Genomic DNA, 24,673 nt, shown 5'->3' with positions numbered 1-24,673 from the left:
TGAACATCTTGCAAGAAGGACTACGTTTGTTGGCGAAGGCCAACTGAACTGCGGGAACCGCAGGGATCGCTTGCTCAAGAAGAGAAGGATGCTTCTCTGTTCGCAAGAATCCCCCACCTCAGCGCCATTAGCGCAGGAGGTGGGAGTGTTCAATATTCACATATTCACAAAACAGGTTATGCACACCGGAATTTGGAAACTTCGTTTCCATGGGTATGATTCTTTAGTATTGTAATATTTGTAAAAATGGTTTTTACCTTCGGACAAACGGACAGAAAGAGACCCACAAGCAACGGGCTGTGGGTCTAAAGGTTTTATATATTAAAAAGGGGGTCAAGGATTATTATAGCCTGCGAACATTAAGGGACGATGAAAATTATATTTCATTTAGATTACAAATCTGATAAATCGGAATAATGTGACGACAGGCCGGCATAACGGTATAGGAAGCAAATTTGCACAAATATTTTTGGTAGCGTTTACATAAATCTATGCCGAAGGGGGAACTGTTCCTGCTATGAAAAAGTTTGAGAATTCCCCGACCGCCTTCGCTTTGGGCATGCTCGCTATGATGATCCCGACTCAGGCGTTCAGTTCGTTCTACAGTTACTACTACGTGGAGAAGCTGGGTCTTGGCGTAGGACTTGCTACGCTTGCAAGAACGATTTACTTGATCTGGGATGCGCTCGGCCAGCCCTTGTTCGGCTATTTATCTGATCGGACGCGCAGCCGCTTCGGACGGCGCAAGCCGTGGATCGTAGGTTCCGTTCCGCTGTTCATGCTGACGTTCGTTATGGTGTTTGCCGTCCCGGACGGATTATCCGGCTACAGCCTGTTCGCCTGGTTTCTGATCGCGCTCGTGCTGTTCGAAAGCGTCTCCGCCATTCTGTGGGTGAACTACGGCGCTTTGTTCCCGGAGCTGTTCCGGGGCGAGAGGCTGCGGGCCAAAGCATCCGCCATCCAGCAGAGCTTTCAGATCGCCGCCATCCTTATCGGCTCGGCGCTGACGCCTGTATTATTTGCCGCGATGGGCTTCGGACGGATGGCGCTTGTGTACGCCGCTGCTTTTGCCGTATTCATGCTGCTGTGCGCCGCGACCGTAAGGGAAAGCGAGGAAGCCCGCCAAGAACCGCCGCTCCGGCTGCTGGAAGCGTTCCGCGAAACGCTTCGAAACCGCACGTTCTGGTTGTTCAATCTGGCCAACTCGTTCGCGCAGACGGTGAACGGATTGATCGGATCGATGATTCCGTTTTATGCCAAATACGTTCTGCGTATCCCGGAATCGCAAGTATCTCTGCTGCTTGCCTCCGTATTCGTGTCGGTCATTCCGCTGGTTGCCGTGTGGTATTGGATTGTTCGCAAACTGGGTGCGGTCCGGAGCTGGCGGCTTTCCTTGGCTGTGTACGGGCTGTCCGTCATTCCGCTGTGGTTCGGCAGCCATTTGGCGGGAGGCATCGCGGCAGGCGTTGCGGTCGGGTTCGGCTTGGCGGGTTTTCTGGTGACGCCGCCCGTGCTCAGCAGCCAGATCATCGACCGTGACTTTGAGCAGACCGGACGACGAAGAGAGGGCGTTTATACCGCGGTCGGCGGTTTTATTACGCGTTCGAGCGGCTTGATCTCGGCGTTGGCGTTCTGGGTGGTCGGGATGCTGTTCGGGTATGTGAGCGGGGAGCAGCCGGGACCCGACCCGCAGGGTACGTTCCGCTATTTAATCAGCGTCGTTCCCTTCTGCTTGCTGGGGGTGTCGTTTCTGATCGCTGCAAACCTCCAATTCCCGGGCAAGCGCGAATGAAAAAAACTGCCGCGAAGCAGCAGTTTCCTGTGTAAATGATGAGGCGATGAGAATTAATTCTTGATACGTCTGCCTTCGGAATCCGTAAAACTCCCAACGGCGATCATGATAAAATCAATCAATGTCCAAACACCGAAGCCGCCCAAGGTAATCAGCATCAGGATGCCGGTACCGACCTTGCCTACGTAGAAGCGGTGCAAGCCAAACGAACCAAAGAAGAAGGCCAGAAGCAGCGCGGCTACAAAGCTTTTTGGACTGTTTTGTGGTTGATATTGTGGTGCATTATAATCCACAGAGATTCCCCCATTTACAATAGTAAATTTTGAATTGCTCATTTGTATCTATCGGCAGGCGTTTCCCCAAAAGTTAGTTCTCTTTTCTAAATAATTCTTAATAATTTACTTTTACTTCTCTGCCGTAAACAAAGCCTTTTTCCCCTCTCTTTGCCGCCGTCCGCCGCCCGAAGTTTGTTGACGGGGATATTTGCCTTTCCGTACGGAATGTGGTAAAATGAATTAAATGTTGATAAATGAAACCGAAATTCACATATTGAAAAAGGTGACATTTTTTACATGATACTTTTTTCAATGTGTGAATTTTTTAATTTTGGTTAAAAATGAGCATATTAATATCATTTAGTGGAGGTCACACCCATGCAAACAGGTACAGTAAAATGGTTTAACGCAGAGAAAGGCTACGGCTTCATCGAAGTTGAAGGCGGCAGCGACGTATTCGTGCACTTCAGCGCGATCCAAGGCGAAGGCTTCAAGTCCCTGGACGAAGGCCAACGCGTTGAATTCAACGTAGTTCAAGGCAACCGCGGACCGCAAGCCGAGAACGTTGTAAAAGTTTACTAAGCAGCAAGCCCGCTCTTAACGCAAGTTAGGGGCGGTTTTTCTTTTAGTATTGAGATCGGAAAGGGGAATGGCCATGAATTATCGTAAAAAGATGTTTGAGGAAGTCCCCAAGGAAGAGACCAAGATCTGGTCCTGTACAAAAGAAGACTGCAACGGGTGGATGCGGGACAATTTTATGTTCGAGCATAACCCGACGTGTCCGTTGTGCCAGTCCCCTATGGTCAGCGATACGAAAATGCTGCCGGTGCTCGTAAATTCGACGCTGGATCATCGGCCGGCTAACGCCGGGCAAGAGGAATAGGCACGAATTTGACAGCCGCCGTTCAAGTTGTTAACTTGGATGGGCGGTCTTTTTTAGGTTCCAGGTGAGGTGAAGAAAATGCTCGAATGGACGGGAGAGCGAATTATTCCCAAGCAGATGAAGCCGACGAACGGCATGCTGCTGGAGCATATCGCGAGATATTATTTTGCCGCTCCTTATGTGCAGGGACGGGTGCTGGACATTGCGTGCGGAACCGGGTACGGGAGCCATATGACGGCCAAGGAGCGGAAGCGGGAAGTGACGGAAATCGTCGCCGTCGACAACGATGAGGAGACGCTGCGGTATGCAAGCCGGGAATACCATCATCAGAAGGTGACGTATGTGCAAGGGGACGCGACCGACCCGGGGCTTCCGGAGCAGCTTGGCCTATTCGATACGATCTTGAGCTTTGAAACGATCGAGCACTTGAAGGATGACAGGACGTTCATGGACAACCTCTACCGTATGCTGAAGCCGGGGGGAATTCTGGTTCTGTCCAGCCCGTTCGGCCGGGGACGGGGCATGCCGACCAGTGAACCGTTTCACGTTCACCAGCTCACGCCGGAGCAGTTCGAGGAGCTGTTCACCGGCTTTACCGAGGTAGACATCTACTACCAGCGGGGCGTGACCTTCGAGAAGCCGCGGGACGGAATCCGGTATTTTATCGGCGTGGCGGTGTGCCGGAAGTAGCGGGGACCTGCTTCCTTCACTTTTCAAACGAGGCGCCCTTCTGGTACATTGGTATCACGAGATTTCGAAACCTGCCGAAGCCGGGAGGCGTAAGCTCCCGCAGCGGCGCAAAGTGAGGCCGTGACCGATGTATAAGCTCATGCTTGTGGAAGACGAAGAAGATGTGCGCGAAGGCATCCTGCGGGAGATCGACTGGGCCCGCCACGGATTCGAAGTGATCGAAACCGCGGAAAACGGTCAGGAGGCGGCGGAGCTGTTCGAACGGCAGGTGCCGGACGTGGTCGTCACCGACATCCGCATGCCGTTTATGGACGGGCTGCAGCTGGCAGCGTGGATCAGGCAGCGGTATGAGGCGACGAAGATTGTCATCCTGACCGGCTTCGACGAGTTCGAATACGCGCAAAAAGCGGTTAAGCTGCATATCGACGAATATGTGCTCAAGCCGTATTCGGCGCAGGAGCTGATCGACGTGCTGGTGAAGATCAAGCACCGGATTGACGAAGAAGCGGCGGAGAAGGAAAACGTCCAGACGCTGCAGGAGCACTACCGAAGAAGTTTGCCCGTGCTGCGCGAGGTGTTTCTGGCTTCGCTGGTCGCGCGGAAGCTGCCGCGGCGCGAAATCGAGGAGAAGTGCCGCAGCTACGATCTGGAGCTGGCGGCGGACGCCTATGTCGTATCCGTCATCAGCATGGATGCGGACGACAGCGAAGAAACGGACGGGGCAGCCGAAGAAGCCTCGCTCAAAGGCTCGAAGGACACGGAGCTGAAGCGCTTCGCCGTGCTGAACATTGCCGAAGAAATCGTTGAGAAGCACCGCTTGGGGCGAGTGTTTTTGCACAACGATTACTTGGTGCTTTTGACGGTAGCCGATCAGGAGACGGAGGGCGAAGCTTCCGCGCTTAAGAAAACGCTTACGGCACTGGAGGACATCCGGCAGAGCATTGAGAAATATTTGAAATTCACCGTCACGATCGGCGTCGGTACCGTATGCGGCGAGCTGACGGACGTGACCTATTCGTACAAGGATGCGGTCCTGGCACTCGATTACCGCGGCATTCTCGGCAGCAACCGGATCATTTGCATCGACGATGTGGAGACGCGTTTCGTCGAGAAGCTGCGCTTCGACGAATTGAAGGAGCATGCGTTGATCCGCTGTCTGAAGGTGGGCACCCCGCAGGAAATTCAGGAGACGGTGGACGGCTTGTTTCACGGCATCGGCGAAACGCAGGTGTCATTCAAGGATTACCAGATTTATTTGATGGAAATGTTGACCGCCATTCTCAAAGCGGTCAAAGACGCGAACGTCGATTTGGATGCGGTCCTCGGGACGGACTTCGTGCCGTTCGCGGAGCTGCACAAGTTCGCGAGCCTGCAGGAAGCGAAGAGCCGTATTCTCGGGCTGTGCACCGCGATTATGAACAGCATCGCCAGCCAGCGGCAGTATGCGTATAAATCGCTAGTGGAGCAGGCGATCGACTATACGAAGAGCCATTACCACGAGACGGACATTTCGATCCAGAAAGTATGCAGCCATCTGCACATCAGCGCCGGCTATTTCAGCAGCATTTTCAAAAAAGAGGCGAAAATGACATTCGTGAGCTACCTGATGCACATTCGGATGGAAGCGGCGAAGGAGCTGCTGCGGACGACCGATCTCAAAGCATTCGAGATCGCCGAGCGGGTCGGGTATGCGGAGCCGAACTATTTCAGCTTCAGCTTCCGTAAGCATGTCGGCGTCTCGCCAAAGGAATACCGCAGCGCCGCCATGGAAGGACACCGCGGATGAAGCGGGTGGCCCGGTGGCTTCGGCGGATGGCCGCATCCGTTGTCTTTACGTGGAAGGTCAAGAGCATTCAGGTGATTATCACCGCGTCGTTTACGCTGCTGACGCTGCTTGTGATGGCGTTCGTCAGCGTGATGCTGTACAACAAATTTACAAAGACGGCCGAGCAGAACACGTTTCTCAGCAATGAACAGATCGTCGCGCAGGTGAAATACAATCTCGAAATTTACTTGCAAAATATGTCCCAGGTGTTTCAGACCGTGGAGCAAAAGGTGTGGATGAATGCCATCGTATCGGGAGAAGAACGGCTGACCGAGCAGCTCGGGACGATACTGGACAGCCGCACGGATATCGTGTCGATGGCGTTGTTTACGGCGGACGGCGAGCCGATTGCGGGGCTTCCAGTCATGGACATGCGCAAGAACACGAAGCTGACCGAGCAGAGCTGGTTCAAGACGGCGCTAGAGAACCCGAACCATCTGACCTTTTCGCTGCCGCATATCCAGAATCTGTACAAAGGAAAATACACGTGGGTCGTATCCATGAGCAAGCAGATGACGATCGAACGCGGCGGCGAGAAGCGGAACGCCGTGCTGCTCGTCGACTTCAACTTCAAAACGATCGACGACCTGTGTCGCCGGGTCAGCCTGGGGAAGAAAGGCTACGTGTACATCATCGACGAGTCCGCGGGCAACATCGTGTACCACCCTCAGCAGCAGCTCATTTATATCGGCTTGAAATATGAGAATGTGGAGCAAGCGCTCAAATATACGTACGGCAACTATCTCGACTCCTCCAGCGGCGACAAGCGGCTGATCACCATCGCAACGGTCAACAACATCGGCTGGAAAATCATCGGCGTTTCTTATATGGACGAAATCGTGACCGCCAAAAAGGAAATCGGCGGTTTCATCGCCTGGCTGCTGGTGTTTGTCGTCGTCTTCGTACTGCTGATTTCGGCGTTCATGTCGGCCAAAATCTCGCAGCCGATCCGCCGGCTGGAGCGTTCGATGAGCAAGGTGGAGCAGGGCGTGTTCGACATTCACATCCAGGTGCAGGGCGACGACGAAGTGGGGCGGCTATCGCGCCGGTTCAACTATATGGTAGCCCGCATCCGCGAGCTGATGGGCCAAATCATCCGCGAGCAGGAAGCGAAGCGCAGGGGCGAGCTTGAGGTGCTGCATGCGCAGATTCACCCGCATTTTCTATATAATACGTTGAATTCCGTCGTGCGACTGGCCGGCGGAGGCAAGAGCGAAGAGGTCATTACGATGATTACGGCGCTGTCGAAGTTTTTCCGCATCAGCCTCAGCAAAGGCCAGACCGTCATCTCCGTGCAGGACGAGCTGGAGCATGTCCGCAATTATTTGATTATCCAGAAAATGCGCTACAAGAACAAATTCGAGTTCGCGATCGAAGCCGAGCCGGAGGTCCTGGACTGCCGGACGCTGAAGCTGATTTTGCAGCCGATCGTGGAGAACGCGATCTACCACGGCATCGAAATGATGGCGGACGAAGGCTTCATCCGGATCACCGCCGAACGCGTCGGGGAAAAGGTACGGCTGCAGGTCATCGACAACGGGCTCGGCATTCCGGTGGAGAAGCTGGAGCGGCTACTGACGGGCGAGGCGGCAGGCGGCGAAGGCTCATCCGTCGGCCTGCGCAACGTGCACGAGCGGATCCGGCTTGGCTACGGCGAAGCCTACGGACTGGAGATTGCGAGCCAACTGGAGGAAGGCACGACGGTGACGCTGTGGATTCCGGCCGTACGAACGGAAGGGGCGGAGGAGCGATGATAACCGGAAGCGCAGCGATTCGAACGGTTCCGGTGCTGCTTACAGCCGTATTGTGCCTCCTGCTGCTCCCGTCTTGCGGGAGTGAGAACACCGAGCCGCACATCGCGGAGCCGAAGAAGCAAATTGCCCTCGTGCTCAAGACGCATAACAGCGATTATTGGAAAACGGTGCGCACGGGGGCGGAAGCTGCGGCAAAAGAATTCGGCGTCGAGCTGTCGGTCGGGGCACCCAAGCAGGAAGAGGATGTGCAGGGCCAAATTCAGCTTGTGAATGAAGCGGTCAACTATAAGCGGGATGCGCTGGTGCTGGCGGCCAACGACGATCAAGCGCTGGCGGAAGCGGCCGGACAAGCGGCGGAACGAGGGATGCCGGTCATCGCCATCGACACGGAGATCGACTCGCCGCGGGTGCGCAGCTTCATCGGCATCGACAACTTCGAGGCCGGGCGCAAGGCGGGGCTCAAAATGGCGTCGCTCGTCGGGAACCGGGGGCGCATCGCGGTGATCGGCTTCAAGCCGACCGTAAGGACGACCGAGCAGCGGGAGCGAGGCGTGCTGGACGAAATCGGCAAGCACAGCCAGATGAAGGTCGTGGAGCAGGTCGAGTGTGCCTCGGACCCCGCTCCGTGCGCGCGGCAAATCCGCAGGCTTCTTCAGGAGCCGGTAGACGGGATCGTCGCGCTGCATGCCGTTTCGTCCATCGAGGTTGTCCGGGCGATCGGGGAGATGGGGCTGGAAGGAAAAGTAAAGGCCGTCACCTTCGACAGCACGGCCGAAAATATCGAATCGCTGCAGGAAGGCGTCATTCAGGCGACGATTATCCAGAACCCGTTCAGCATGGGGTATCTGGGCGTCAAATATGCGGTGGAAGCCTTGGAGGGCAAAAAGGTACCCGCCCGCTTCGATACCGGGACGAAGGTGATCGATCAGGACAACATGTTCTGGTCGGATAACCAGAAGCTGTTGTTCCCTTTTGTGAAGTGAAAAAATGGAGAGGGCGGCCGCCTAAGCGGTCGCTCTCTCCTGCTTCATCAGCCTGCGGCGATGGGCTGTCTTACGATTTTGACGTCATAGAACGAGATTTTGTTGGAAATAATATAATCCGGCATGCCTCCGCGGTGGGAGTGCGCCTCCCGGAACGCTTCGCTGTGGGTCCACGCTTGAAAATCCTCTTTTTTGCTCCAGCGGGTGCTGATCGTCACTTCGTCGTATTCCGGCGTATTTTCCGTCAGCAGCACCTCCAGGCCGAGAAAGCCCTCCATATATTCCACTTTTCCGACCTTGTCGAACCGTTCGATCAGCTTATGCGCGTTGCCCTTCGTGATGTGGGACGTATTCGTTACAATGACCATATGATTTCCTCCTTAGGTTTACAGGTTTTTCGAATCGGGATGATGACTGGATAGTCGTCGTCGAAGGCGACTTTGGCTTCGATGGCGTACACGTCCTGCAAAAATTGCGGACTGATGATTGCTTTCGGATTTCCGGACCCTACCACGCGTCCGTGCTTCATCGCAATGAGATAATCGCAATAATTGGCGGCCTGCTGAAGATCGTGAAGCACCATGACAATCGTCAGCCGGTACGTCTCATTGATCCTTTGCAGCATTTCCATTACATCGAGCTGATGGGCGAGATCCAGATAAGTGGTAGGCTCATCCAGCAGCAGAATATTCGTTTTTTGGGCCAAGGCCATGGCGATCCGGACTTTTTGTTGCTCACCTCCCGATAAAGTGTGGAACATTTGCTGTTCTGCCTTTGCGGTGCCCGTTAGGTCCAGCGCCCAATCGATAATCCGCTCGTCGTCCGCCGTCATGCGGTCGAACATACGTTTGTATGGGGAGCGGCCGTAAGCGACCAGCTCCCGCACGGTCAACTCGGGAAGCTGGCCTTTGGATTGGGTGAGCATCGCTACGGTTTGGGCAAACTCGATCGATTTATAGGTCTTGGCCTGCCGGTTATGAACGTATACCTCTCCGTGATCGGCTTTCAGCAATTGCGCCATAATTTTTAATAAAGTGGATTTTCCGGAGCCGTTAGGCCCTACGATGGCCGTCAGCCTGCCTATCGGGATCGAGACTGTAACGTCCCGAAGCCGGAAAGCGCCGACATGGAATTCCAGATGGTCCGTATGAATAGCGGAAGCGGTCATCACACGATTCCCCGTTTCTTCAGCAAAAATAAAAAGAACGGCGCCCCCAGACCTGCGAGCAGGATGCCGACGGGCAGCTCGATGGGGTCGAACCACGAGCGCGCGATCGTATCGGCCAGCACGACAAGCGCTGCGCCTCCCACGATGGACAGCGGAAGGAGGAAGCGGTAATCTTCGCCGGCCAGCAGCCGGATGGCGTGAGGCACGACCAGACCGACAAAGCCGACCAATCCGGCGACACTGACGGCTGCCCCGGCCAATAAGGACGAGAGCAGGATCAGCAGCAGGCGCTGCACCTCAACCTTCTGCCCCAGCAGCTTGGCAGCATCGTCTCCGAGCAGCAGCAGGTTGGCGGGCTTGATCGCAAGGACGGACAAAGCCAGCCCTGTGATGGCGTAGGGCGCCATGAACTGCAGATGATGCCAGCTGCGGCCGCTTAGCCCGCCCGCCAGCCACGGCAGAACGGCTTGCACCCGGTCGCTGTACGTCACCATCAGTCCGTTGGTTAAGGCGCCCAGCAGCGCGTTGATCGCGACGCCCGCCAAAATGATTTTTAAAGGCGAGGCCCCTTTGTTCCAAGCCAGCCCATAGATGACGACGGAGGTGATCAGCGCCCCCAGAAAAGCGAGAGCGGGCAGCAAATAGCTGAGCTGCGGAAACACGATCATCGCCATGATGGCGGCAAGACCTCCACCCGCCGAGACGCCGATAATGCCCGGATCGGCCAGCGGATTTTTCATAACGCCCTGCAGCAGCGCACCGGCTGCGGCCAGGCATGCGCCGGTCAGCATGCCGACGAGCACGCGAGGAACCCTTAGATTCATGACGATTTTCTCGTGCGCAGGCGGGCCGCTTGCCGTAAACACCGTCCATACCTCCTGAAGCGACAGAGAGACGGACCCGTAGGCGATACCATAGAAAGCGACGGCGAGGAGAAGGAGCGGGGCTGCGATACAGAGCAGCTTTCTTCTCAGTAGGCGTTGTTGTTTATTCATCGGGCGTCACGTCACTTCACGGCTTGAAGCAAGGCTTTCAGCCGGTCAAGCGCTTCAAGGACCCGGGTACCCGGATTCGTGCCGAACAGGTCGGACGGCAGAACCTCCACGCGGTTATGCTTGACGGCATCCAGGCTGTTCCAGGCGGCATTTTGCTGCATTTCCTTCAGGAATCCGTCCTTGACCTTCTCGGGATTGCCGTGGCTCATCACCAGAACCAGCTGCGGGTTCGATTGGATGATTTTTTCGGTATTCAATTGAGCATACTGCGGGTAGCTTTCCAGCTTCGGATAGTCCGCAGCAATATTTTCCCCTCCAGCCTTCGCCAAAATATCTCCGCTTAAGGAGTTGCCCAGCGCAGCCATGTAAGTGCCCGGAGCGCCGTAAACGAGCAAGACCCTCGGCTTGGGGCCGGTCGAGCCGGAACCGATTTCCTTGAGCTTCGCATCGATGCTTTCGTTCAGCTCCCGGGCTTTGTCTTCTTTCCGCAGCAACTGGCCGAACAGGGCGATCTGCTTCTTAATATCGTCGATCGAATTGGCGGAGGTCAGCAGCATCTTGGAGCCGATGCCTTCGACCGAAGGGATGTCTTTCGTGTTCAACGGATGGTTACCGAGTACAACATCCGCATCCAGCGCTGCGATTTTTTCGAGATCGATGCCGTGGGTGCTGCCGATCTGCTCCGCGCCGGCCGCTTCTTTGACGGCTGCCGGACCTGCCGACGTCGGCCGGCCTACGACCTTGCCGCCCAACGCATAAATAATATCCACATCGCCGTTGCTTAATGCGGCGATTTTGGTCGGGACGGTAGGGAAGGTCACGCTGCGTCCGGCGAAGTCTTGGACGGACAGCTTCGTATCGGCCACCTTGGTTTCGGACTGCTTCGCCTCGGACGGCGCAGCCGTGACACCACTCCCCGTGGACGGCCCCGGACTGCATCCGGCTGCCCCAAGCAGCAGAACGGCCATGCCTATATGCCACAATCGTTTCACTTGCGTCCTCCTATCTGGCGGGGCCGGATAATAGATTGTATGATCGAAACAAATGATAATGATTATCACTATCAATGTCAATGGGGAGTTGGGGGATTTATCCAAATAATTTTTTTGAGCGTGATGGAACAACTGGTTTTTTGATTGCCACCAATAATTTGGGTTGACAATTTCCTTGAATCTGGAATAAGATCAACCTGTCGAACAAAATTTCGTCTAAATATTTCCAAAACTGAAACAAAGGAGGGATGCCATGTTCAGAAAATTACGAAAGGAACAACAGAAGAAGCCGGAAGGGATCATTTTTTTTGAGTTTTAATTGAGAATGATAATCAATATTGGTGATAATGATTATCAACTAATTTTCTGTAAATTAACCGGAAAGGAAGCCCGTAAAACGTGAAAAGGTCATTAGCTTTACCCTCTTTGTTTTTGACGCTGGCGTTCATCTTGAGCCTGTTCTTTGCACCGGGAGCGCAAGCCGCTTCCGATTTGGCCGACGGTACGTATACGATTGACTACACCATTGTCAAGGCGGAGAACGAGTCGGCTTCGATGGCGAACGATTATTTCGAGAAGCCGGCGACCTTGCAGGTGAAAAAAGGCGAAATCACTGCGCAAATTCGAATGAACCACAGCAAATGGATTACCATGTTCAAAGTGCCGGACAAAGGCGATTTTGCCGATGCGAAGGTGATCAAGAGCGATGAGAACGAAGACACCCGAGTCGTCGAATTCAAGCTTGTCGATTTGTCCAAGCCGTTGCTTTCCAAAATTCATGTAACAGTCGAATCGATTAACTACGACCATGACTACACGATCCGCTTTATTTTCGATACGAAGAAGTTAAAGAAAGTCGAATCGGCGGCAAAACAAGCCTCCGATAAAGCAGGTGCTCCGGGTGCGGCTGCGGAGAAGACTGGCGCTGACAAAGCGAAGGCCGGCACGACAACTCCGGCAACAAGCGCGAAGCCGGAAGCGAAGGTCGATGCCGTCAAGGCGGAGAACAAAGCTCCAGCAGCGAGCACGAAGCCTGTGGCGGCAGCCGACGCCGCCAAGCAGCCGGCGGACAAAGTCATGCTGTCAGCCGACAATCCGCAAACCGGGGATCAAGCGCCCCTTGCTTTCTTTACAGCTTTGTTCTTCATTTCAGCATGCTATCTGGTCCGCAGCCTCCAAAACCATTAGACCCTAAAGGAGAGAATCCCTTTGAGAAAGCAATTTACCAAAGCCATTGCCGTGTTTATGATGATGTTTGCGCTGCTGACCTTCGTTCAGGCCCCTCTGGCCGGAGCCAATCCTGCGCTTGCGGACGGAACTTATACGATTGATTTTACCGTGTTGAAGGATCAAACCAACCAAACGTCCACCATGGACGGCTATCTCCAAAAGCCTGCCAAGCTGGAAGTGGTCAACGGCAACAAATTTGTCTCGGTTACTTTGAAAAACAGCGATTGGATTCAATTTTTCCAAACCGAGCAAAACGGAAGCTATGTTGACGCGACCGTAGTAAGCACGGACTCGGCTGCCAACACCCGCGTCGTTAAATTCCCGGTATCCGATTTGACGGCCAAAACGAGCGTGTACACGCATGTGAAAATTACAACGCTGCCGTTCCCTTACGACCACAAGTACAACGTTCAAATTCAATACAATACGAGCACCATTAAAGCGCAATAAGCAAGTCATCCAGGCGCGTCATTGTAGCTAAGAAGCACCTGTAATCCGCTGCGGCCAGGAAAGCAAGGGGAGCTTGATCCCCGGTTTATTTATGAGACAACAAAGGAGCGTTATGACTTTGAGCAGGATAGTACAGAAAGCTTTATCCGTTTTTCTAGCCGTCTTCGTCTTTCTCGCTACGGTTCAAATTCCGCTCGCCGGTGCGGCCCCCTCGCTTGAGGAGGGCAGCTATACGATCGGTTTAACCGTGCTGAAGGAAGATAAAGACGAGCCGTCGATGGTGAACGACTACCTTCCGAAGCCGGTTCAGGCCAAGCTGGAAGTGAAGGACGGGAAGCAATTCGCATCCATCACTTTGCTTAACAGCAGCTGGTGGCAATATTTCAAGACGGAGAACAACGGACAATTCGTCGATGCGGAAGTCGTAAGCCGGGACGAAGTCAAGAATACGAGAGTCGTGAAGTTTGAAGTGCCGGATGTGTCGGCTAAGCTGAATGCCAAGATCCATGTGAAAATTATCGGCTTGCCAGGCATGCCCGACTTCGTCTACGATAATTATTATACGGTGCGCATCGTTTTCGATACGGACACCCTTGTTGCGGAGCCGGGGGACAAGAGCGGGCTGACGGCGCTCGTCGCTCAGGCGCAATCGGCGCATGATGCCGCCGTCGAGGGCAGCCTGAAGGAGCAGTATCCCGCAGGCTCCAAGAGCAAATTGAGCTCGGCGATCGCCCAAGCCAAGGCTGTCGCAGACAGTGCATCGCCTACGCAGGCGCAGTTGAACAAGGCGGCTGCTGCGCTGCAAGCGGCCCTCGATGCGTTCAAAGCATCGGTGAATACCGCGAATCCAGACCCGGCCAAGGACGGCGTATACCGCCTTACGGTTACGGCGCTTCATGCGACGGCGGATCAGACGTCGGGCATGGATGCGTACTTGGCTAAGCCGGGCAAGCTTACGGTTCAGCAGGGGCGCAAGAAGGTATCCTTCACGGTGAAGCAGAGCTCGATCATTCCGCAATTCAAGGTGGAGCAGGGCGGCGTGCTGCTCGATGCTGCCGTGGTGAGCCGCAATGCGGTGGACGATACCCGGGTGGTGGAATTTGAAGTGAGCGATCTGAACGCTCCCGTGAATGCCGAAGTGCGGGTGGAAACCTCGTACAACGGACAGCCTTACCAAAAAATGCACAAAATCCGCTTGAAGTTCGACTCCGCAAACGCCGAGAAAATCCCGTCCTCCGAATTGACGGGACCTGCGGCCGTAAAAGCCGGACAGCAGCTGAAGCTGACGTTCGGGGTGAGCGGCGTGACGAACAGCGTATACGAGCAGGTGTACACGCAAGGGCTGACGCTGGGCTTCGATCCGGCCAAGCTGAAGTTGGTTGAAGCGTCTCCGCTGATCAACGGCCTTCGCCTCACGGAGCAGTACGAGATTGCGCCCGGACAAGTCCGCTTGTCGACCAGCCTGGACGAAGGCGTACAGCCTTTGCCGGTGAACAATCGGTACATCACGCTTACCTTCCAAGCACAATCGGTGACACAGGCGACTTATGCGCTTGTTGCGTTAAGCGACGTCGTGGTGAACAACCATAACGGACAGCTCAAGGTAGACGACAGCTGGCATACGCTCGCCATTCAAGCGGGACCGGCTGAGAAAGGGAAGCTGAACGCGCTGATCTCGGAGGCCGAAGCGCTGCATAACGCAGCGGTCGAAGGGACGTTCCCGGGCCAATATGCCAATGGCGCCAAGAACGCGCTTTACACGGCGATCCGACAGGCTCAAGCCACAGCCGGTCTGGACGAAGCGGAGCAAGGGCAGGTGGATCAGGCCGCCAGCGTTCTGGAGACGGCGATTGCCGGATTTAAAGCTGCGGTCGTGACAAGCCCTCGCACTCCGGTAACCGTCGCGAACGGGCAGTACAGCTTCGATCTTGTCGTCATCTCCGGCGACCGTTTTGGCTCCTCCGCAAACTCGTATCTTGAACATACCGGGAAATTGACCGTTCAAGACGGGAAGAAATTCCTCTCGTTCCAACGGAAGAACGGCGTATCGATTGCGAATTTCCAATTGCTGCGCGCCGACGGGACGACCCGGGATATTCCGGCGCAGGAAGCGCCAACGTCGCCGGAGCCTGAAACCGCCCGTACGTTAATGACGGGTGCGGCAGATGTCCGATACGAGATCGACGATGTGACCGCCACCTATCTCGTCAAGCTGGCGGTGGCGAAGGAGAGCGGAGCAGAGGAGCGTTCGTTCCGCATTGCCTTGAACAACATCGTGCCCGCTTCGCCCGTAGGACCGGGGCCGGTGAATCCGAACGTGCCGGTCACGCCGGGAAAAAGCCCGAACGGACTTGTCGACGGTATATACAGCATCGATTTTAAAGTGTTGAAATACGGCACCGATACCAAATCCGTGATGCAGGATTACGTGAAAACACCGGGAAGCTTACAAGTGGTGAACGGTACGCAATACGTCTCGATTGTGCTCAAGCAAAGCAAGGAAATTACCGAGTTCAAAGTCGAGCAAGGCGGTAGTCTGACCGACACGACCGTCGTCAGCACCGATGAGAAAGAGAACACGCGGATCGTGAAATTCCAAGTGCCGAATCTGGATGAGAAAGTGAAGGGCTGGGTCAAGGTCGATTGGGCGGCGTTCAACTATTTCCATTCCTACGACGTGCAGATTGCGTTCGACAAAAGCAGCATTAGGCCGCTCAACGGCAACTTGTCCAAAGTCCTGAACGCCAAGCCGTTTCCCGAATCGCTGAAGGCCGGCGAGTATACGATGGATTATGCGCTGCTTGAAACGGGAGCAAGCCCGGAGCAAGCGAAGACGGAAGACAATAAAACGGATAAGAAAACCGATAAGAATGCGCCGAAAAAATCGTTCATCAACGATCTGGTAAAGCATCCCGCTAACCTGACCATTCAAGAAGACGGCAAGAAGCTTGTTACTTTCACCGTGACCAAAAGCAAAGAAATGCCGATGATCCAAGTCGAGCAGGATCAAGTCGAGAAGGATGCCGATCCGTTTGCCGACGTCAAAGTCGTATCGTCCAATGAAAAAGAAAATACGCGGGTCGTTCAGTTCGAAGTGAAGGACGCGAGCACGAAAAAAGCCCGGATCAAAATGGACTGGCCGGACAAATACAACCTGATATACACCGTGGACATGACGTTCGATCTGGACAGCATCAAGCCTGTCAAGAAGGAAGAGGAGAAGAAGGAAGAGCCCAAAGCGGCGGAAACCAAGCCTGCTGTGAAGGCAATCGTACCTGCGAAGCTGACCGACATCGAGGACCACTGGGCAAAAGCTCTGATCGAGCGGGCTGCGGCGCTCGGCATTGTCAACGGTTATGAGGACGGCACGTTCCGTCCGGACAACGAGACAAGCCGGGCCGAAGTGGCGGCGATGATCAGCCGGGCGCTCAAGCTGAAAGGGGAGCAAGGCGAATTGAGCTTCGCCGACCTCGACAGCATTCCTGCATGGGCCAAGGAAAACTTGGCCAGCGTCGTAAGCTCGGGCATTATTAGCGGTTATGCGGACGGAACGTTCTCGGGCGACCGGAAGGTCAGCCGGATCGAAATGGCCGTCATGATCGTGCGCGCCCTGAAGCTCGAGCCTGCAGCGAATGCGCCTCTTCCGTTCGCGGATGCCGGACTAATTGCGCCATGGGCGCAGCCCTACATTGATGCGGCCCACAAGCTCGACATCGTCGGCGCAAGTTACAATAACCGTTTCGCGCCCCATGCGAACGTGACCCGGGTTGAAGCGGTGCACCTCGTTTTGAAAATGCTGAATCATGTCAAGTAATTGCCGCTGAAGCCTCACAAATCAGATGAGCGGGGATGCCGGGTAACCGGCGTCCTCCGTAATTTTTTTAGGAAAGGAGGAATCGCCAAGATGAAGAAATGGTGCAAAGGGCTAAGCGCTGCCATCGTCCTCCTGCTGCTCATAACAGGCTGCTCGGCGAAGGCGAACACCGATGGTACCGCTGCTGCTGCGAATGCAGGCCCGGAGGCGGCCAAGACGCAGCCGGAGCATCGGGTCATCGCCACGACGGTGGCGGCTGCGGAAATCATGGATGCGCTGGAGGTCGATTTGGTCGGGATTCCGACCAGCTACAAGGAGCTGCCTAAGCGGTACGCGTCCTTGCCCCAAGTAGGCAATCCGATGAGCCCGAACATGGAGCTGGTGAAGTCGCTCGATCCGACGGACGTGCTGTCCGTGACGACTTTGCAATACGACTTGGAACCGGTATTCAAAAACGCGGGAATCGAAGCGAGCTTTCTCGATTTGACCAGTCTGGGCAAAATGAACGAGGCCATCAAGACGCTGGGCGGCAAATACGGCCGGCAGAAGCAGGCGGAAGCGATCGCAGCTCAATACGACAAGAAGCTCGCCGAAATCAAACAGCGGATCGCGGGCAAAGCGTCGCCGTCCGTGCTTATTCTGCTTGGTGTGCCGGGCAGTTATCTGGTGGCGACGGAGAACTCGTACATCGGCGATCTGGTGAAGCTGGCCGGCGGGAGAAACATCGTACAGGGCGAAAAAGTGGAATATTTGGCCTCCAATACGGAATACCTGCAGCAGGCGAACCCGGACGTCATTTTGCGGGCGGCTCACGGGATGCCGGAAGAGGTCGTCAAAATGTTCGATAAAGAATTCAAGAAAAACGACATTTGGAAACACTTTGATGCGGTAAAAAACAACAGGGTATACGATCTGGAAGAACGATTGTTTGGGACAACGGGAAATCTGGCGGCGATCGAAGCGCTGGACGTTGTGACGAACATGCTGTACCCGTAAACTATGGAGCGACAGAGGACGTTTGCACATGAACAAAACGATTGGGAGCTTGTCGGCCGTCATTCTTTTGCTCGTCGTCATGGTCATCGTATCCGCAACGACGGGCAGCATCAAGGTAGGCGGTTTCGAACTGATTCAAGGCTTGGTTACCGGCGTGAACAAAAAAGTGGAAGTCATCCGCGACCTGCGTCTGCCCCGGATCATCGTCACGCTGTTCGTCGGAGCGGCATTGGCGGTATCGGGCGTGCTGCTGCAAGCCGTGATGCGGAGTTCACTTGCGGACGCCGGCGTGATCGGCATCTCTTCGGGAGCAGGGTTTGTTTCCATCCTGATGGTCTCCTTATTCCCGGGCCTCTTCTTCTGGATGCCGTTTTTTGCTTTTTTGGGCGGCGCTTTGGCATGTTTTCTGGTCTATTCGTTCTCTTGGAAATCGGGCCTCAGTCCGATTCGGATTATTCTTGTGGGGATCGCCATCAATGCGATGTTTACCGGCTTGGGACAATCGTTTAACTATAGAGGCAGCTATGCGGTGACCAGCGTCAATCAGGCGACGACGTCTACGTTTCCCTTGAAAACGTGGAGCGACGTCGAAGGGATGCTCATCTACGGCACCGCCGGTCTCGTTCTCTCGCTGCTGCTGTGCTCCTGGTGCAACGTGCTGGCGCTGCAGGACAAATCGGCCCGGAACGTCGGGCTTCCCGTCTCGCGCGCCCGGCTGTTGATCTCTGCCGTCGCCGTCCTGCTGGCGGCCGTCGCTACGGCCATCGGAGGGCTTATTGCTTTTGTCGGGCTGCTCGTTCCTCATATTGCTCGGCTGCTCGTCGGCTCGGATCATAAGGTGCTTATTCCATTTTCCGCCTTGGCGGGGGCTTTGCTGATCTTGACGGCGGACACGCTCGGACGAACGGTGCTGGCGCCTGCCGAAATTCCGGCCTCGATTATTATGACGGTGATTGGGGGGCCATTCTTGATATTTCTGCTTAGGAAGAGTGATCGGGTCCATGGACATTAAGATGGAAATTCATCAAGTCAGCTTTTCGTACGACAAAAAGCGCGATCAGCTCAAGCAGGTGAACGGCCGGATCGAGCCCGGCAAAATCACGACCATTATCGGCCCGAATGGATCGGGCAAGTCGACGCTGCTCGGGGTCATGTCGCAAAACTATGCCCCGCATAGCGGACAGGTCGTGCTGGACGGCAAGGCGATTCGCAGCTACAAGCCGAAGGAGCTGGCCAGGAAGCTGGCTGTCGTCCACCAGCAGAACGACGCGCCCCACGACATCACCGTGGAGAAGCTGGCGGGCTTCGGCCGGATCGCGCATCGGAGCATGCTTGCCCCGCACCGCGAGGAGGACGACAAGGCTGTCGAGTGGGCGCTATCCTGCACGAACCTGCTGGAAAAGCGTCAGGCGACGCTCGATCAATTATCGGGGGGCGAGAAGCAGAGAGCTTGGGTAGCGATGGCTTTGGCGCAAAGCACACCGATGTTGTTTTTGGATGAGCCGACCACTTTTCTTGACATTTATTACCAAATTGAACTGCTGGAGTTAATCAAAAAGCTGAATGCCGATCACGGCCTGACGATTGTCATGGTGCTGCACGACATCAATCAGGCGATCCGGTACAGCGACCGCTTGATCGTAATGAAGAACGGCGAGATTCAGATGCAGGGCCCGCCGGACGAAGTCATTACGGAAGCTTCGATCAAGAGGATCTACGGCGTGGATGTGATCGTCAAGCATGAAGAAGCTGCGGGGCTGTACATGATTCCCGTCGGTATTTGACTTGTACTGGGGTGATAACTTGAACGTTCGAAAATGGCTGACACCGCTTTGCTTGGGACTGATGCTATTTTCCGGGTACGAGTTAACCGGTATTCTCCGCAGCTACCACGACAACCGGGTCGTCATGGCCGAAGCCCAGCAGTTGTATGGGAATGCGGAGCCCCAGCCGCCTCTCACTGAAGCCGTGGAACCCCCGGGCGATGCCATCGAAGCCCCGAAGGGGGAGGTTCCGCAAACGGAGTCCCCCAAGGAAGCCCGCACTCAATTTAGGGCTTTGCTCGACGTAAATCCGGACGTGATCGGCTGGATAAGAATCGCGAATACGGCCATCGATTATCCGGTCGTCCAAGGGCAGGACAACGCCTATTATTTGAACCGGAACCACAAGGGAGAGGAGTCGAGCGCCGGCAGCATTTTCCTCGACTTCCGCAACGATATCGGCAAGTCTCAGCCAAACACGGTGATTTACGGCCATCGCATGAAAGACGGCTCCATGTTCGGCGATTTAAAAAAATTCTTAAAAGAAGATTTTTTCAGGAAAAATCTCACTTTTCAATACGATACCTTGTATCACAGCTACCGGGCCGAAATTTTCTCCGTCTATCCGGCGACCGCGGACTTGAATTATATTCAGACCGGGTTCGGTAGCGAACAGGAATACGCAACTTTCCTGCAGAGCCTGCAGGAGCGGTCGCTGTTCAAAACGGACACCGTCCTCGGGACGGAAGACCGTATCCTCACGCTCTCAACCTGCGACTATACGCTCGACCCTGCGAAGGGCAGACTTGTGATCCACGCCAATCTAATCGAACAAAAGTAGATGGCCTGCAAGCCCTAGCCTCCCTTATAAAAGAAACGTCCTTTGAATCGATGGACGTTCAGCGTGTTGAGAAAGTGGTTTTTACAAAATAGAGTACCATACGCGGGTGGGGTATCTACTGGAGAAGCGATAGCGGCCGCCTTTGTCTTCGGGAAATATCCGCTGCTAAGCAGCTTCCAATTAAAATTTCCCGATGACAACAGCGGTCGGAAGTGGATACCCCGCCCCTCCTGCAACTCTCTATTCCCCCACTTTCTCCACACACTCAACGTCCTTCGAAAATCGAAGGACGTTTCTTTGCGTCCTCCCCCAAACACATGAGAATTTCGATAAAACACATGAGGATTTTGAATGGGTTTTTTTCCGGAAATCCAAGATAATGGGAACGTAGCTAACCTAACGTAACGTCACACAAAAAACAGGAGGTCAGATGTTATGAAAAAGAAAGCGGTACCCATGATCGTCGCGGCAGCCCTGCTTGCAACCGCTGTCGGCTGTTCCGGCGGCTCCGGCAATGCCCCTGCGGGCGGCGCGAGCACGAATGCAGGCGGAGGAGCCGCCAAGTCTGATGCCGGCGCCGCCAAAAACCCGACCATCGGCGTCGCCATCTACAAATTTGACGATACGTTCATGACGGGCGTACGGAACGCGATTTCCCAAGCGGCGGAAGGCAAAGCTAAGGCGGACATCGTCGATAGCCAGAACTCCCAACCGACTCAGAACGACAAGGTCGATCTGTTCATTACGAAGAAGGTCAACGCGCTCGCCATCAATCCGGTCGACCGCACCGCAGCCGGCGTCATCATCGACAAAGCGAAAAATGCAAACATCCCCGTCGTCTTCCTGAACCGCGAGCCGCTGGCCGACGACATGAAAAAATGGGATAAGGTGTTCTACGTCGGCGCCAAAGCGGAGCAGTCCGGCACGATGGAAGGCCAGCTCATCGCCGATTATTTCAAAGCGAACCCCGCAGCGGACAAAAACAAGGATGGCGTGCTCCAATACGTCATGCTGAAGGGCGAGCCGGGGCACCAGGACGCCGAGCTGCGGACGAAGTTCGCGATCAAAGCCGTCGAGGACGCCGGCATCAAGGTGGAGAAGCTGGCGGAAGACACCGCGATGTGGGACCGCGTCAAAGGGCAGGAGAAGATGGCCGCGTTCCTTGCTTCCCACGGCGACAAAATCGAAGCCGTCTTCGCGAACAACGACGACATGGCGCTTGGCGCGATCGAAGCTTTGAAAGCGAAGGGCTATTTTAAAGACAACAAATTCATTCCGGTCGTCGGCGTTGACGCCACGGCGCCTGCACTCAAAGCACTTGAAGAAGGCACGCTGCTCGGCACCGTGCTGAACGACGCGAAGAACCAAGGGAAAGCGACGTTCAGCATCGCGAACGTGCTCGCACAAGGTCAGACGCCGACCAAAGAAAACACCGGCTATGACATTACCGACGGCAAATACGTCTGGATCTCTTACAAAAAAATCACCAAAGAAAACATGAATGACGCGAAATAATCGGCTACCCGGCCGAGCGGCAAGGGGCAATGGCTGCGGACGTTGCCCCTTTTGTCGTATGCGCGCATCCTTACGCGAGGGGGCCTTGGCATGACGGAAACCCGATATTTGCTTGAAATGAACGGAATTTCGAAGGAATTTCCCGGTGTCAAAGCGCTGGACGGCGTCACCTTGAAGGTGCGCCCGGGCACGGTGCACGCCTTGATGGGAGAGAACGGGGCAGGTAAGTCCACGCTGATGAAATGCTTGTTCGGCATTTATAAGCCGGACGGCGGTGAGATCATCCTGGACGGCCAGCGGGTGGAGATTAACAGCTCGAAGGATGCGCTGAGCTTGGGCGTTTCGATGATACATCAGGAGCTGCACCCGGTACCGCACCGCAATGTGATGGAGAACCTCTGGCTCGGCCGCTTTCCGGTGAAGGGGCTCGGACCGTTTAAACTCGTCGACGAGAAACAAATGCGCGAGGATACGGTAACGCTGCTTCGGGATTTGGATATGGATATCGATCCGAACGCCTTGGTGGGCTCGATGTCCGTATCCAAGATTCAATCGCTCGAAATCGCCAAAGCCGTCTCCTTCCGCTCCAAAGTCATTGTGATGGACGAACCGACGTCTTCGCTGACCGGCAACGAAGTGGAGCAACTGTTCAAGATCATTAACGAGCTGCGTGGGCGCGGTGTATCCATCATTTATATTTCCCACAAGATGGAGGAAATACTCCGCATTTCCGACGACGTAACCATCATGCGGGACGGCAGGCTGATCGGCACGTGGCCGGGGGCCGAGCTGACGACGGATCTTATCATCTCCCGGATGGTCGGCCGCGACCTGAAGGAGCGCTTCCCGGAGCGCCACAACATACCCGGTGACGTGCTGCTGAAGGTGGAGAAGCTGACCTCGCCTTTTCCAAAGTCGTTCCGGGATGTGTCGTTCGAGCTGCGGCAGGGCGAGATTCTGGGCGTCGGCGGCCTTGTCGGCGCGCAGCGGACCGAGCTGATCGAAGCGCTGTTCGGCCTGCGCTCAGTCGCCTCCGGCGAGCTCAGTCTTCGCGGACGCAAGGTCAAGATCAAATCGCCGACCGATGCCAAGAAGCATAAAATCGCGCTGCTGACCGAAGAGCGACGGGTGACGGGGATTTTTCCCGTGCTGTCGATTCTGGAAAATACGATGATCGCCAATCTGGACCGGTATATCAATCCGTTCTTCCTGCTGAACGAGCGGAAAGGACGGGCGGAAGTCGCCGGGAGCGTCGAGAAGCTGCGCGTCAAGACGCCTTCGATTAAGGAGCTGATCAAAAACTTGTCGGGCGGCAACCAGCAGAAGGTGCTGCTGGCGCGGTGGCTTCTGACCGAGCCGGACATTTTGCTGCTTGACGAGCCTACCCGGGGCATCGACGTCGGGGCCAAATTCGAGATCTATACGATCATCGCCGATCTGGCCAAGCAAGGCAAAAGCATCATCATGATTTCCTCGGAAATGCCCGAGCTGCTCGGCATGTCGGACCGCATTATGGTCATGTCGGAGGGGCGGCTGACCGGCATTCTGGACGGACGGCAGGCGACGGAACAAGAAATTATGCGGCTTGCCGCCAACTAGAAGAGGACATCGCGAAGGAGGAGAACCGGGCTTATGAAGACGGGAAAGCTGAATCATTTTTTTACGCAAAATGCGATTTATATCGTTCTGATCCTTCTCGTAGCGGGCATTGCGATGTCCGATCCGCGGTTTTTGTCGGTCGATATTTTGCGGGACATTTTGCTGCAAAACTCGACCCGCGCCATTATCGCGCTGGGAGCCGCGTTCGTGCTGATTACGGGAGGAACCGACTTGTCTTCGGGACGCGTCGTTGGGTTGACGGCGGTACTATCCGCTTCCATGCTGCAGACGGCTGATTACCCGCGCCGGTTTTTTCCGGATATGCCTGATCTGCCGGTCTGGGCGCCGATCTTGATCGGGATTGCCGCAGGGCTGCTTGTCGGCTTGATCAACGGCTGGATCGTGTCCAGACTGAGCGTGCCGCCATTCATCGCAACGCTTGGCACGATGGTCATCGTGTACGGGGCCAACTCGATCTACTTCGATTTGAAGCCGAACGAATCGCAGCCGATTGCCGGCTTGCGCCAGGATTTCACAACCATTGGTACCGGCTTCATCGGTCCGAACGGGCCGTATTCGCTGCCGTATATCGTCATCATCGCAATTGTCGTCGCTTTTATCGTTTGGGTCATTTTCAACAAGACGCGGCTCGGCAAAAACATGTACGCCATCGGCGGGAACAGCCAAGCGGCGGTCGTCTCCGGGATTAACGTCAAGCGCAATCTGATCTATATTTATGCGATCGCAGGCGCGCTATACGGCTTGGGCGGTGTGCTGGAAGCGGCCCGTACGGGCGGCGCGACGAACAACTACGGCAACATGTACGAGCTTGACGCGATTGCCGCGTGCGTAGTCGGCGGCGTATCGACGGCGGGCGGGATCGGAACCGTGCCGGGCGTGCTGGCCGGCGTGCTCATCTTCGGCGTCATCAACTACGGCTTGACCTTCATCGGCGTCAGCCCGTATTGGCAGCTCATTATTAAAGGGCTGATCATCGTCGCCGCCGTCGCTTTTGATATTCGGAAGTATTTAGCGAAAAAATAAGGAAGTCGCAAAAGGCTTGTCGCATAGGCGGCAAGTTTTTTTTGCGTGTACGCCCAGCATGGGC

At 55.2% G+C, this 24,673-nt stretch carries 22 protein-coding genes; 17 read left to right on the top strand and 5 right to left on the bottom strand.

Translation table 11 applies throughout. The annotated features are described in order from the left end of the window. The first annotated feature begins 517 nt into the window (after window positions 1-517). Window positions 518-1,792 carry an MFS transporter gene (locus tag ET33_RS34215; RefSeq protein WP_036693214.1) on the top strand — a complete coding sequence of 425 codons (1,275 nt, stop codon included), beginning with the start codon at window positions 518-520 and terminating at the stop codon, window positions 1,790-1,792. A 53-nt stretch (window positions 1,793-1,845) separates the two neighbouring features. Here the strand turns inward: ET33_RS34215 and ET33_RS34210 are convergent, their stop codons facing one another. Continuing rightward, entirely contained in the window at window positions 1,846-2,085 is a 240-nt protein-coding gene (locus tag ET33_RS34210; RefSeq protein ID WP_051776031.1) for a TM2 domain-containing protein, read from the bottom strand. Between the two features lie 360 nt (window positions 2,086-2,445). On the opposite strand from ET33_RS34210, the gene ET33_RS34205 reads away from it, so the two are divergent. The 6 genes from ET33_RS34205 (at window position 2,446) to ET33_RS34180 (ending at window position 8,202) form a co-directional block, all read left to right on the top strand. After that, window positions 2,446-2,649, top strand: a complete 204-nt coding sequence (locus ET33_RS34205) for a cold-shock protein (RefSeq protein WP_010495688.1) — start codon at window positions 2,446-2,448, stop codon at window positions 2,647-2,649. A gap of 73 nt (window positions 2,650-2,722) precedes the next feature. Next, window positions 2,723-2,950: a cold-shock protein gene (locus ET33_RS34200; RefSeq protein WP_036693212.1), complete on the top strand. Its 228-nt coding sequence runs from the start codon at window positions 2,723-2,725 to the stop codon at window positions 2,948-2,950. A 78-nt stretch (window positions 2,951-3,028) separates the two neighbouring features. Further along, window positions 3,029-3,640: a class I SAM-dependent methyltransferase gene (locus tag ET33_RS34195; protein WP_036693210.1), complete on the top strand. Its 612-nt coding sequence runs from the start codon at window positions 3,029-3,031 to the stop codon at window positions 3,638-3,640. Window positions 3,641-3,767: 127 nt separating this feature from the next. Beyond that, window positions 3,768-5,426, top strand: a complete 1,659-nt coding sequence (locus ET33_RS34190; RefSeq protein WP_036693205.1) for a response regulator transcription factor — start codon at window positions 3,768-3,770, stop codon at window positions 5,424-5,426. Continuing rightward, window positions 5,423-7,219, top strand: a complete 1,797-nt coding sequence (locus tag ET33_RS34185) for a cache domain-containing sensor histidine kinase (protein WP_036693202.1) — start codon at window positions 5,423-5,425, stop codon at window positions 7,217-7,219. The genes ET33_RS34190 and ET33_RS34185 overlap by 4 nt, the downstream gene beginning before the upstream one ends. Further along, window positions 7,216-8,202, top strand: a complete 987-nt coding sequence (locus tag ET33_RS34180; RefSeq protein WP_036693198.1) for a substrate-binding domain-containing protein — start codon at window positions 7,216-7,218, stop codon at window positions 8,200-8,202. The genes ET33_RS34185 and ET33_RS34180 overlap by 4 nt, the downstream gene beginning before the upstream one ends. A gap of 47 nt (window positions 8,203-8,249) precedes the next feature. On the opposite strand, the gene isdG is transcribed toward ET33_RS34180, so the two are convergent. From isdG to ET33_RS34160, 4 genes are read right to left on the bottom strand one after another with little or no spacing between them, the layout of a single operon-like run. Then, window positions 8,250-8,570, bottom strand: coding sequence for a heme oxygenase (gene isdG / locus ET33_RS34175; protein WP_036693192.1), 321 nt, complete (start codon window positions 8,568-8,570; stop codon window positions 8,250-8,252). Further along, on the bottom strand, window positions 8,558-9,370 hold the full coding sequence (locus ET33_RS34170; protein WP_051776029.1) for an ABC transporter ATP-binding protein: 813 nt from the start codon (window positions 9,368-9,370) through the stop codon (window positions 8,558-8,560). The genes isdG and ET33_RS34170 overlap by 13 nt, the downstream gene beginning before the upstream one ends. After that, window positions 9,370-10,365 carry a FecCD family ABC transporter permease gene (locus tag ET33_RS34165; protein WP_036693188.1) on the bottom strand — a complete coding sequence of 332 codons (996 nt, stop codon included), beginning with the start codon at window positions 10,363-10,365 and terminating at the stop codon, window positions 9,370-9,372. The genes ET33_RS34170 and ET33_RS34165 overlap by 1 nt, the downstream gene beginning before the upstream one ends. Before the next feature lie 11 nt (window positions 10,366-10,376). Further along, on the bottom strand, window positions 10,377-11,333 hold the full coding sequence (locus ET33_RS34160) for an ABC transporter substrate-binding protein (RefSeq protein ID WP_036693184.1): 957 nt from the start codon (window positions 11,331-11,333) through the stop codon (window positions 10,377-10,379). A 423-nt stretch (window positions 11,334-11,756) separates the two neighbouring features. On the opposite strand from ET33_RS34160, the gene isdC reads away from it, so the two are divergent. The 10 genes from isdC to mglC all read left to right on the top strand — a co-directional run bounded on the left by isdC (window position 11,757) and on the right by mglC (window position 24,609). Next, window positions 11,757-12,545, top strand: a complete 789-nt coding sequence (gene isdC, locus ET33_RS34155; protein WP_036693180.1) for a heme uptake protein IsdC — start codon at window positions 11,757-11,759, stop codon at window positions 12,543-12,545. A 21-nt stretch (window positions 12,546-12,566) separates the two neighbouring features. Beyond that, the gene (locus tag ET33_RS34150) at window positions 12,567-13,037 is read left to right on the top strand and encodes an NEAT domain-containing protein (protein ID WP_235206894.1); all 471 of its coding nucleotides are present in this window, start codon (window positions 12,567-12,569) and stop codon (window positions 13,035-13,037) included. Between the two features lie 118 nt (window positions 13,038-13,155). Beyond that, window positions 13,156-16,851: an NEAT domain-containing protein gene (locus tag ET33_RS34145; protein ID WP_036693171.1), complete on the top strand. Its 3,696-nt coding sequence runs from the start codon at window positions 13,156-13,158 to the stop codon at window positions 16,849-16,851. A 90-nt stretch (window positions 16,852-16,941) separates the two neighbouring features. Next, the gene (gene isdE / locus ET33_RS34140) at window positions 16,942-17,847 is read left to right on the top strand and encodes a heme ABC transporter substrate-binding protein IsdE (RefSeq protein ID WP_036693166.1); all 906 of its coding nucleotides are present in this window, start codon (window positions 16,942-16,944) and stop codon (window positions 17,845-17,847) included. A gap of 28 nt (window positions 17,848-17,875) precedes the next feature. Then, a complete protein-coding gene (locus tag ET33_RS34135) occupies window positions 17,876-18,859 on the top strand; it encodes a FecCD family ABC transporter permease (protein WP_036693163.1) in 984 nt (327 codons plus the stop codon). A 1-nt stretch (window position 18,860) separates the two neighbouring features. Then, the gene (locus ET33_RS34130) at window positions 18,861-19,631 is read left to right on the top strand and encodes an ABC transporter ATP-binding protein (RefSeq protein ID WP_036693216.1); all 771 of its coding nucleotides are present in this window, start codon (window positions 18,861-18,863) and stop codon (window positions 19,629-19,631) included. 19 nt (window positions 19,632-19,650) lie between these two features. Beyond that, the gene (gene srtB, locus ET33_RS34125; protein ID WP_036693159.1) at window positions 19,651-20,451 is read left to right on the top strand and encodes a class B sortase; all 801 of its coding nucleotides are present in this window, start codon (window positions 19,651-19,653) and stop codon (window positions 20,449-20,451) included. 435 nt (window positions 20,452-20,886) lie between these two features. Beyond that, complete coding sequence (locus tag ET33_RS34120; protein WP_036693156.1) at window positions 20,887-21,966, top strand: galactose ABC transporter substrate-binding protein; 1,080 nt, start codon at window positions 20,887-20,889, stop codon at window positions 21,964-21,966. Window positions 21,967-22,056: 90 nt separating this feature from the next. Then, complete coding sequence (locus ET33_RS34115) at window positions 22,057-23,565, top strand: sugar ABC transporter ATP-binding protein (protein ID WP_036693151.1); 1,509 nt, start codon at window positions 22,057-22,059, stop codon at window positions 23,563-23,565. A gap of 33 nt (window positions 23,566-23,598) precedes the next feature. Further along, complete coding sequence (gene mglC, locus ET33_RS34110) at window positions 23,599-24,609, top strand: galactose/methyl galactoside ABC transporter permease MglC (protein ID WP_036693148.1); 1,011 nt, start codon at window positions 23,599-23,601, stop codon at window positions 24,607-24,609. The last annotated feature ends 64 nt before the right edge of the window (window positions 24,610-24,673 follow it).

This window comes from Paenibacillus tyrphae, from assembly GCF_000722545.1.
Lineage (GTDB): Bacteria > Bacillota > Bacilli > Paenibacillales > NBRC-103111 > Paenibacillus_G > Paenibacillus_G tyrfis.
This window is presented reverse-complemented; position numbering and strand designations above follow the sequence as displayed.

Coding starts and splice junctions, on each gene's coding strand:
- ET33_RS34215 (WP_036693214.1), top strand. CDS start 518: ATGAAAAAGTTTGAGAATTCCCCGACCGCCTTCGCTTTGGGCATGCTC.
- ET33_RS34205 (WP_010495688.1), top strand. CDS start 2,446: ATGCAAACAGGTACAGTAAAATGGTTTAACGCAGAGAAAGGCTACGGC.
- ET33_RS34200 (WP_036693212.1), top strand. CDS start 2,723: ATGAATTATCGTAAAAAGATGTTTGAGGAAGTCCCCAAGGAAGAGACC.
- ET33_RS34195 (WP_036693210.1), top strand. CDS start 3,029: ATGCTCGAATGGACGGGAGAGCGAATTATTCCCAAGCAGATGAAGCCG.
- ET33_RS34190 (WP_036693205.1), top strand. CDS start 3,768: ATGTATAAGCTCATGCTTGTGGAAGACGAAGAAGATGTGCGCGAAGGC.
- ET33_RS34185 (WP_036693202.1), top strand. CDS start 5,423: ATGAAGCGGGTGGCCCGGTGGCTTCGGCGGATGGCCGCATCCGTTGTC.
- ET33_RS34180 (WP_036693198.1), top strand. CDS start 7,216: ATGATAACCGGAAGCGCAGCGATTCGAACGGTTCCGGTGCTGCTTACA.
- isdG (WP_036693192.1), bottom strand. CDS start 8,570: ATGGTCATTGTAACGAATACGTCCCACATCACGAAGGGCAACGCGCAT.
- ET33_RS34170 (WP_051776029.1), bottom strand. CDS start 9,370: ATGACCGCTTCCGCTATTCATACGGACCATCTGGAATTCCATGTCGGC.
- ET33_RS34165 (WP_036693188.1), bottom strand. CDS start 10,365: ATGAATAAACAACAACGCCTACTGAGAAGAAAGCTGCTCTGTATCGCA.
- ET33_RS34160 (WP_036693184.1), bottom strand. CDS start 11,333: ATGGCCGTTCTGCTGCTTGGGGCAGCCGGATGCAGTCCGGGGCCGTCC.
- isdE (WP_036693166.1), top strand. CDS start 16,942: ATGAAGAAATGGTGCAAAGGGCTAAGCGCTGCCATCGTCCTCCTGCTG.
- ET33_RS34135 (WP_036693163.1), top strand. CDS start 17,876: ATGAACAAAACGATTGGGAGCTTGTCGGCCGTCATTCTTTTGCTCGTC.
- ET33_RS34130 (WP_036693216.1), top strand. CDS start 18,861: ATGGAAATTCATCAAGTCAGCTTTTCGTACGACAAAAAGCGCGATCAG.
- ET33_RS34120 (WP_036693156.1), top strand. CDS start 20,887: ATGAAAAAGAAAGCGGTACCCATGATCGTCGCGGCAGCCCTGCTTGCA.
- ET33_RS34115 (WP_036693151.1), top strand. CDS start 22,057: ATGACGGAAACCCGATATTTGCTTGAAATGAACGGAATTTCGAAGGAA.
- mglC (WP_036693148.1), top strand. CDS start 23,599: ATGAAGACGGGAAAGCTGAATCATTTTTTTACGCAAAATGCGATTTAT.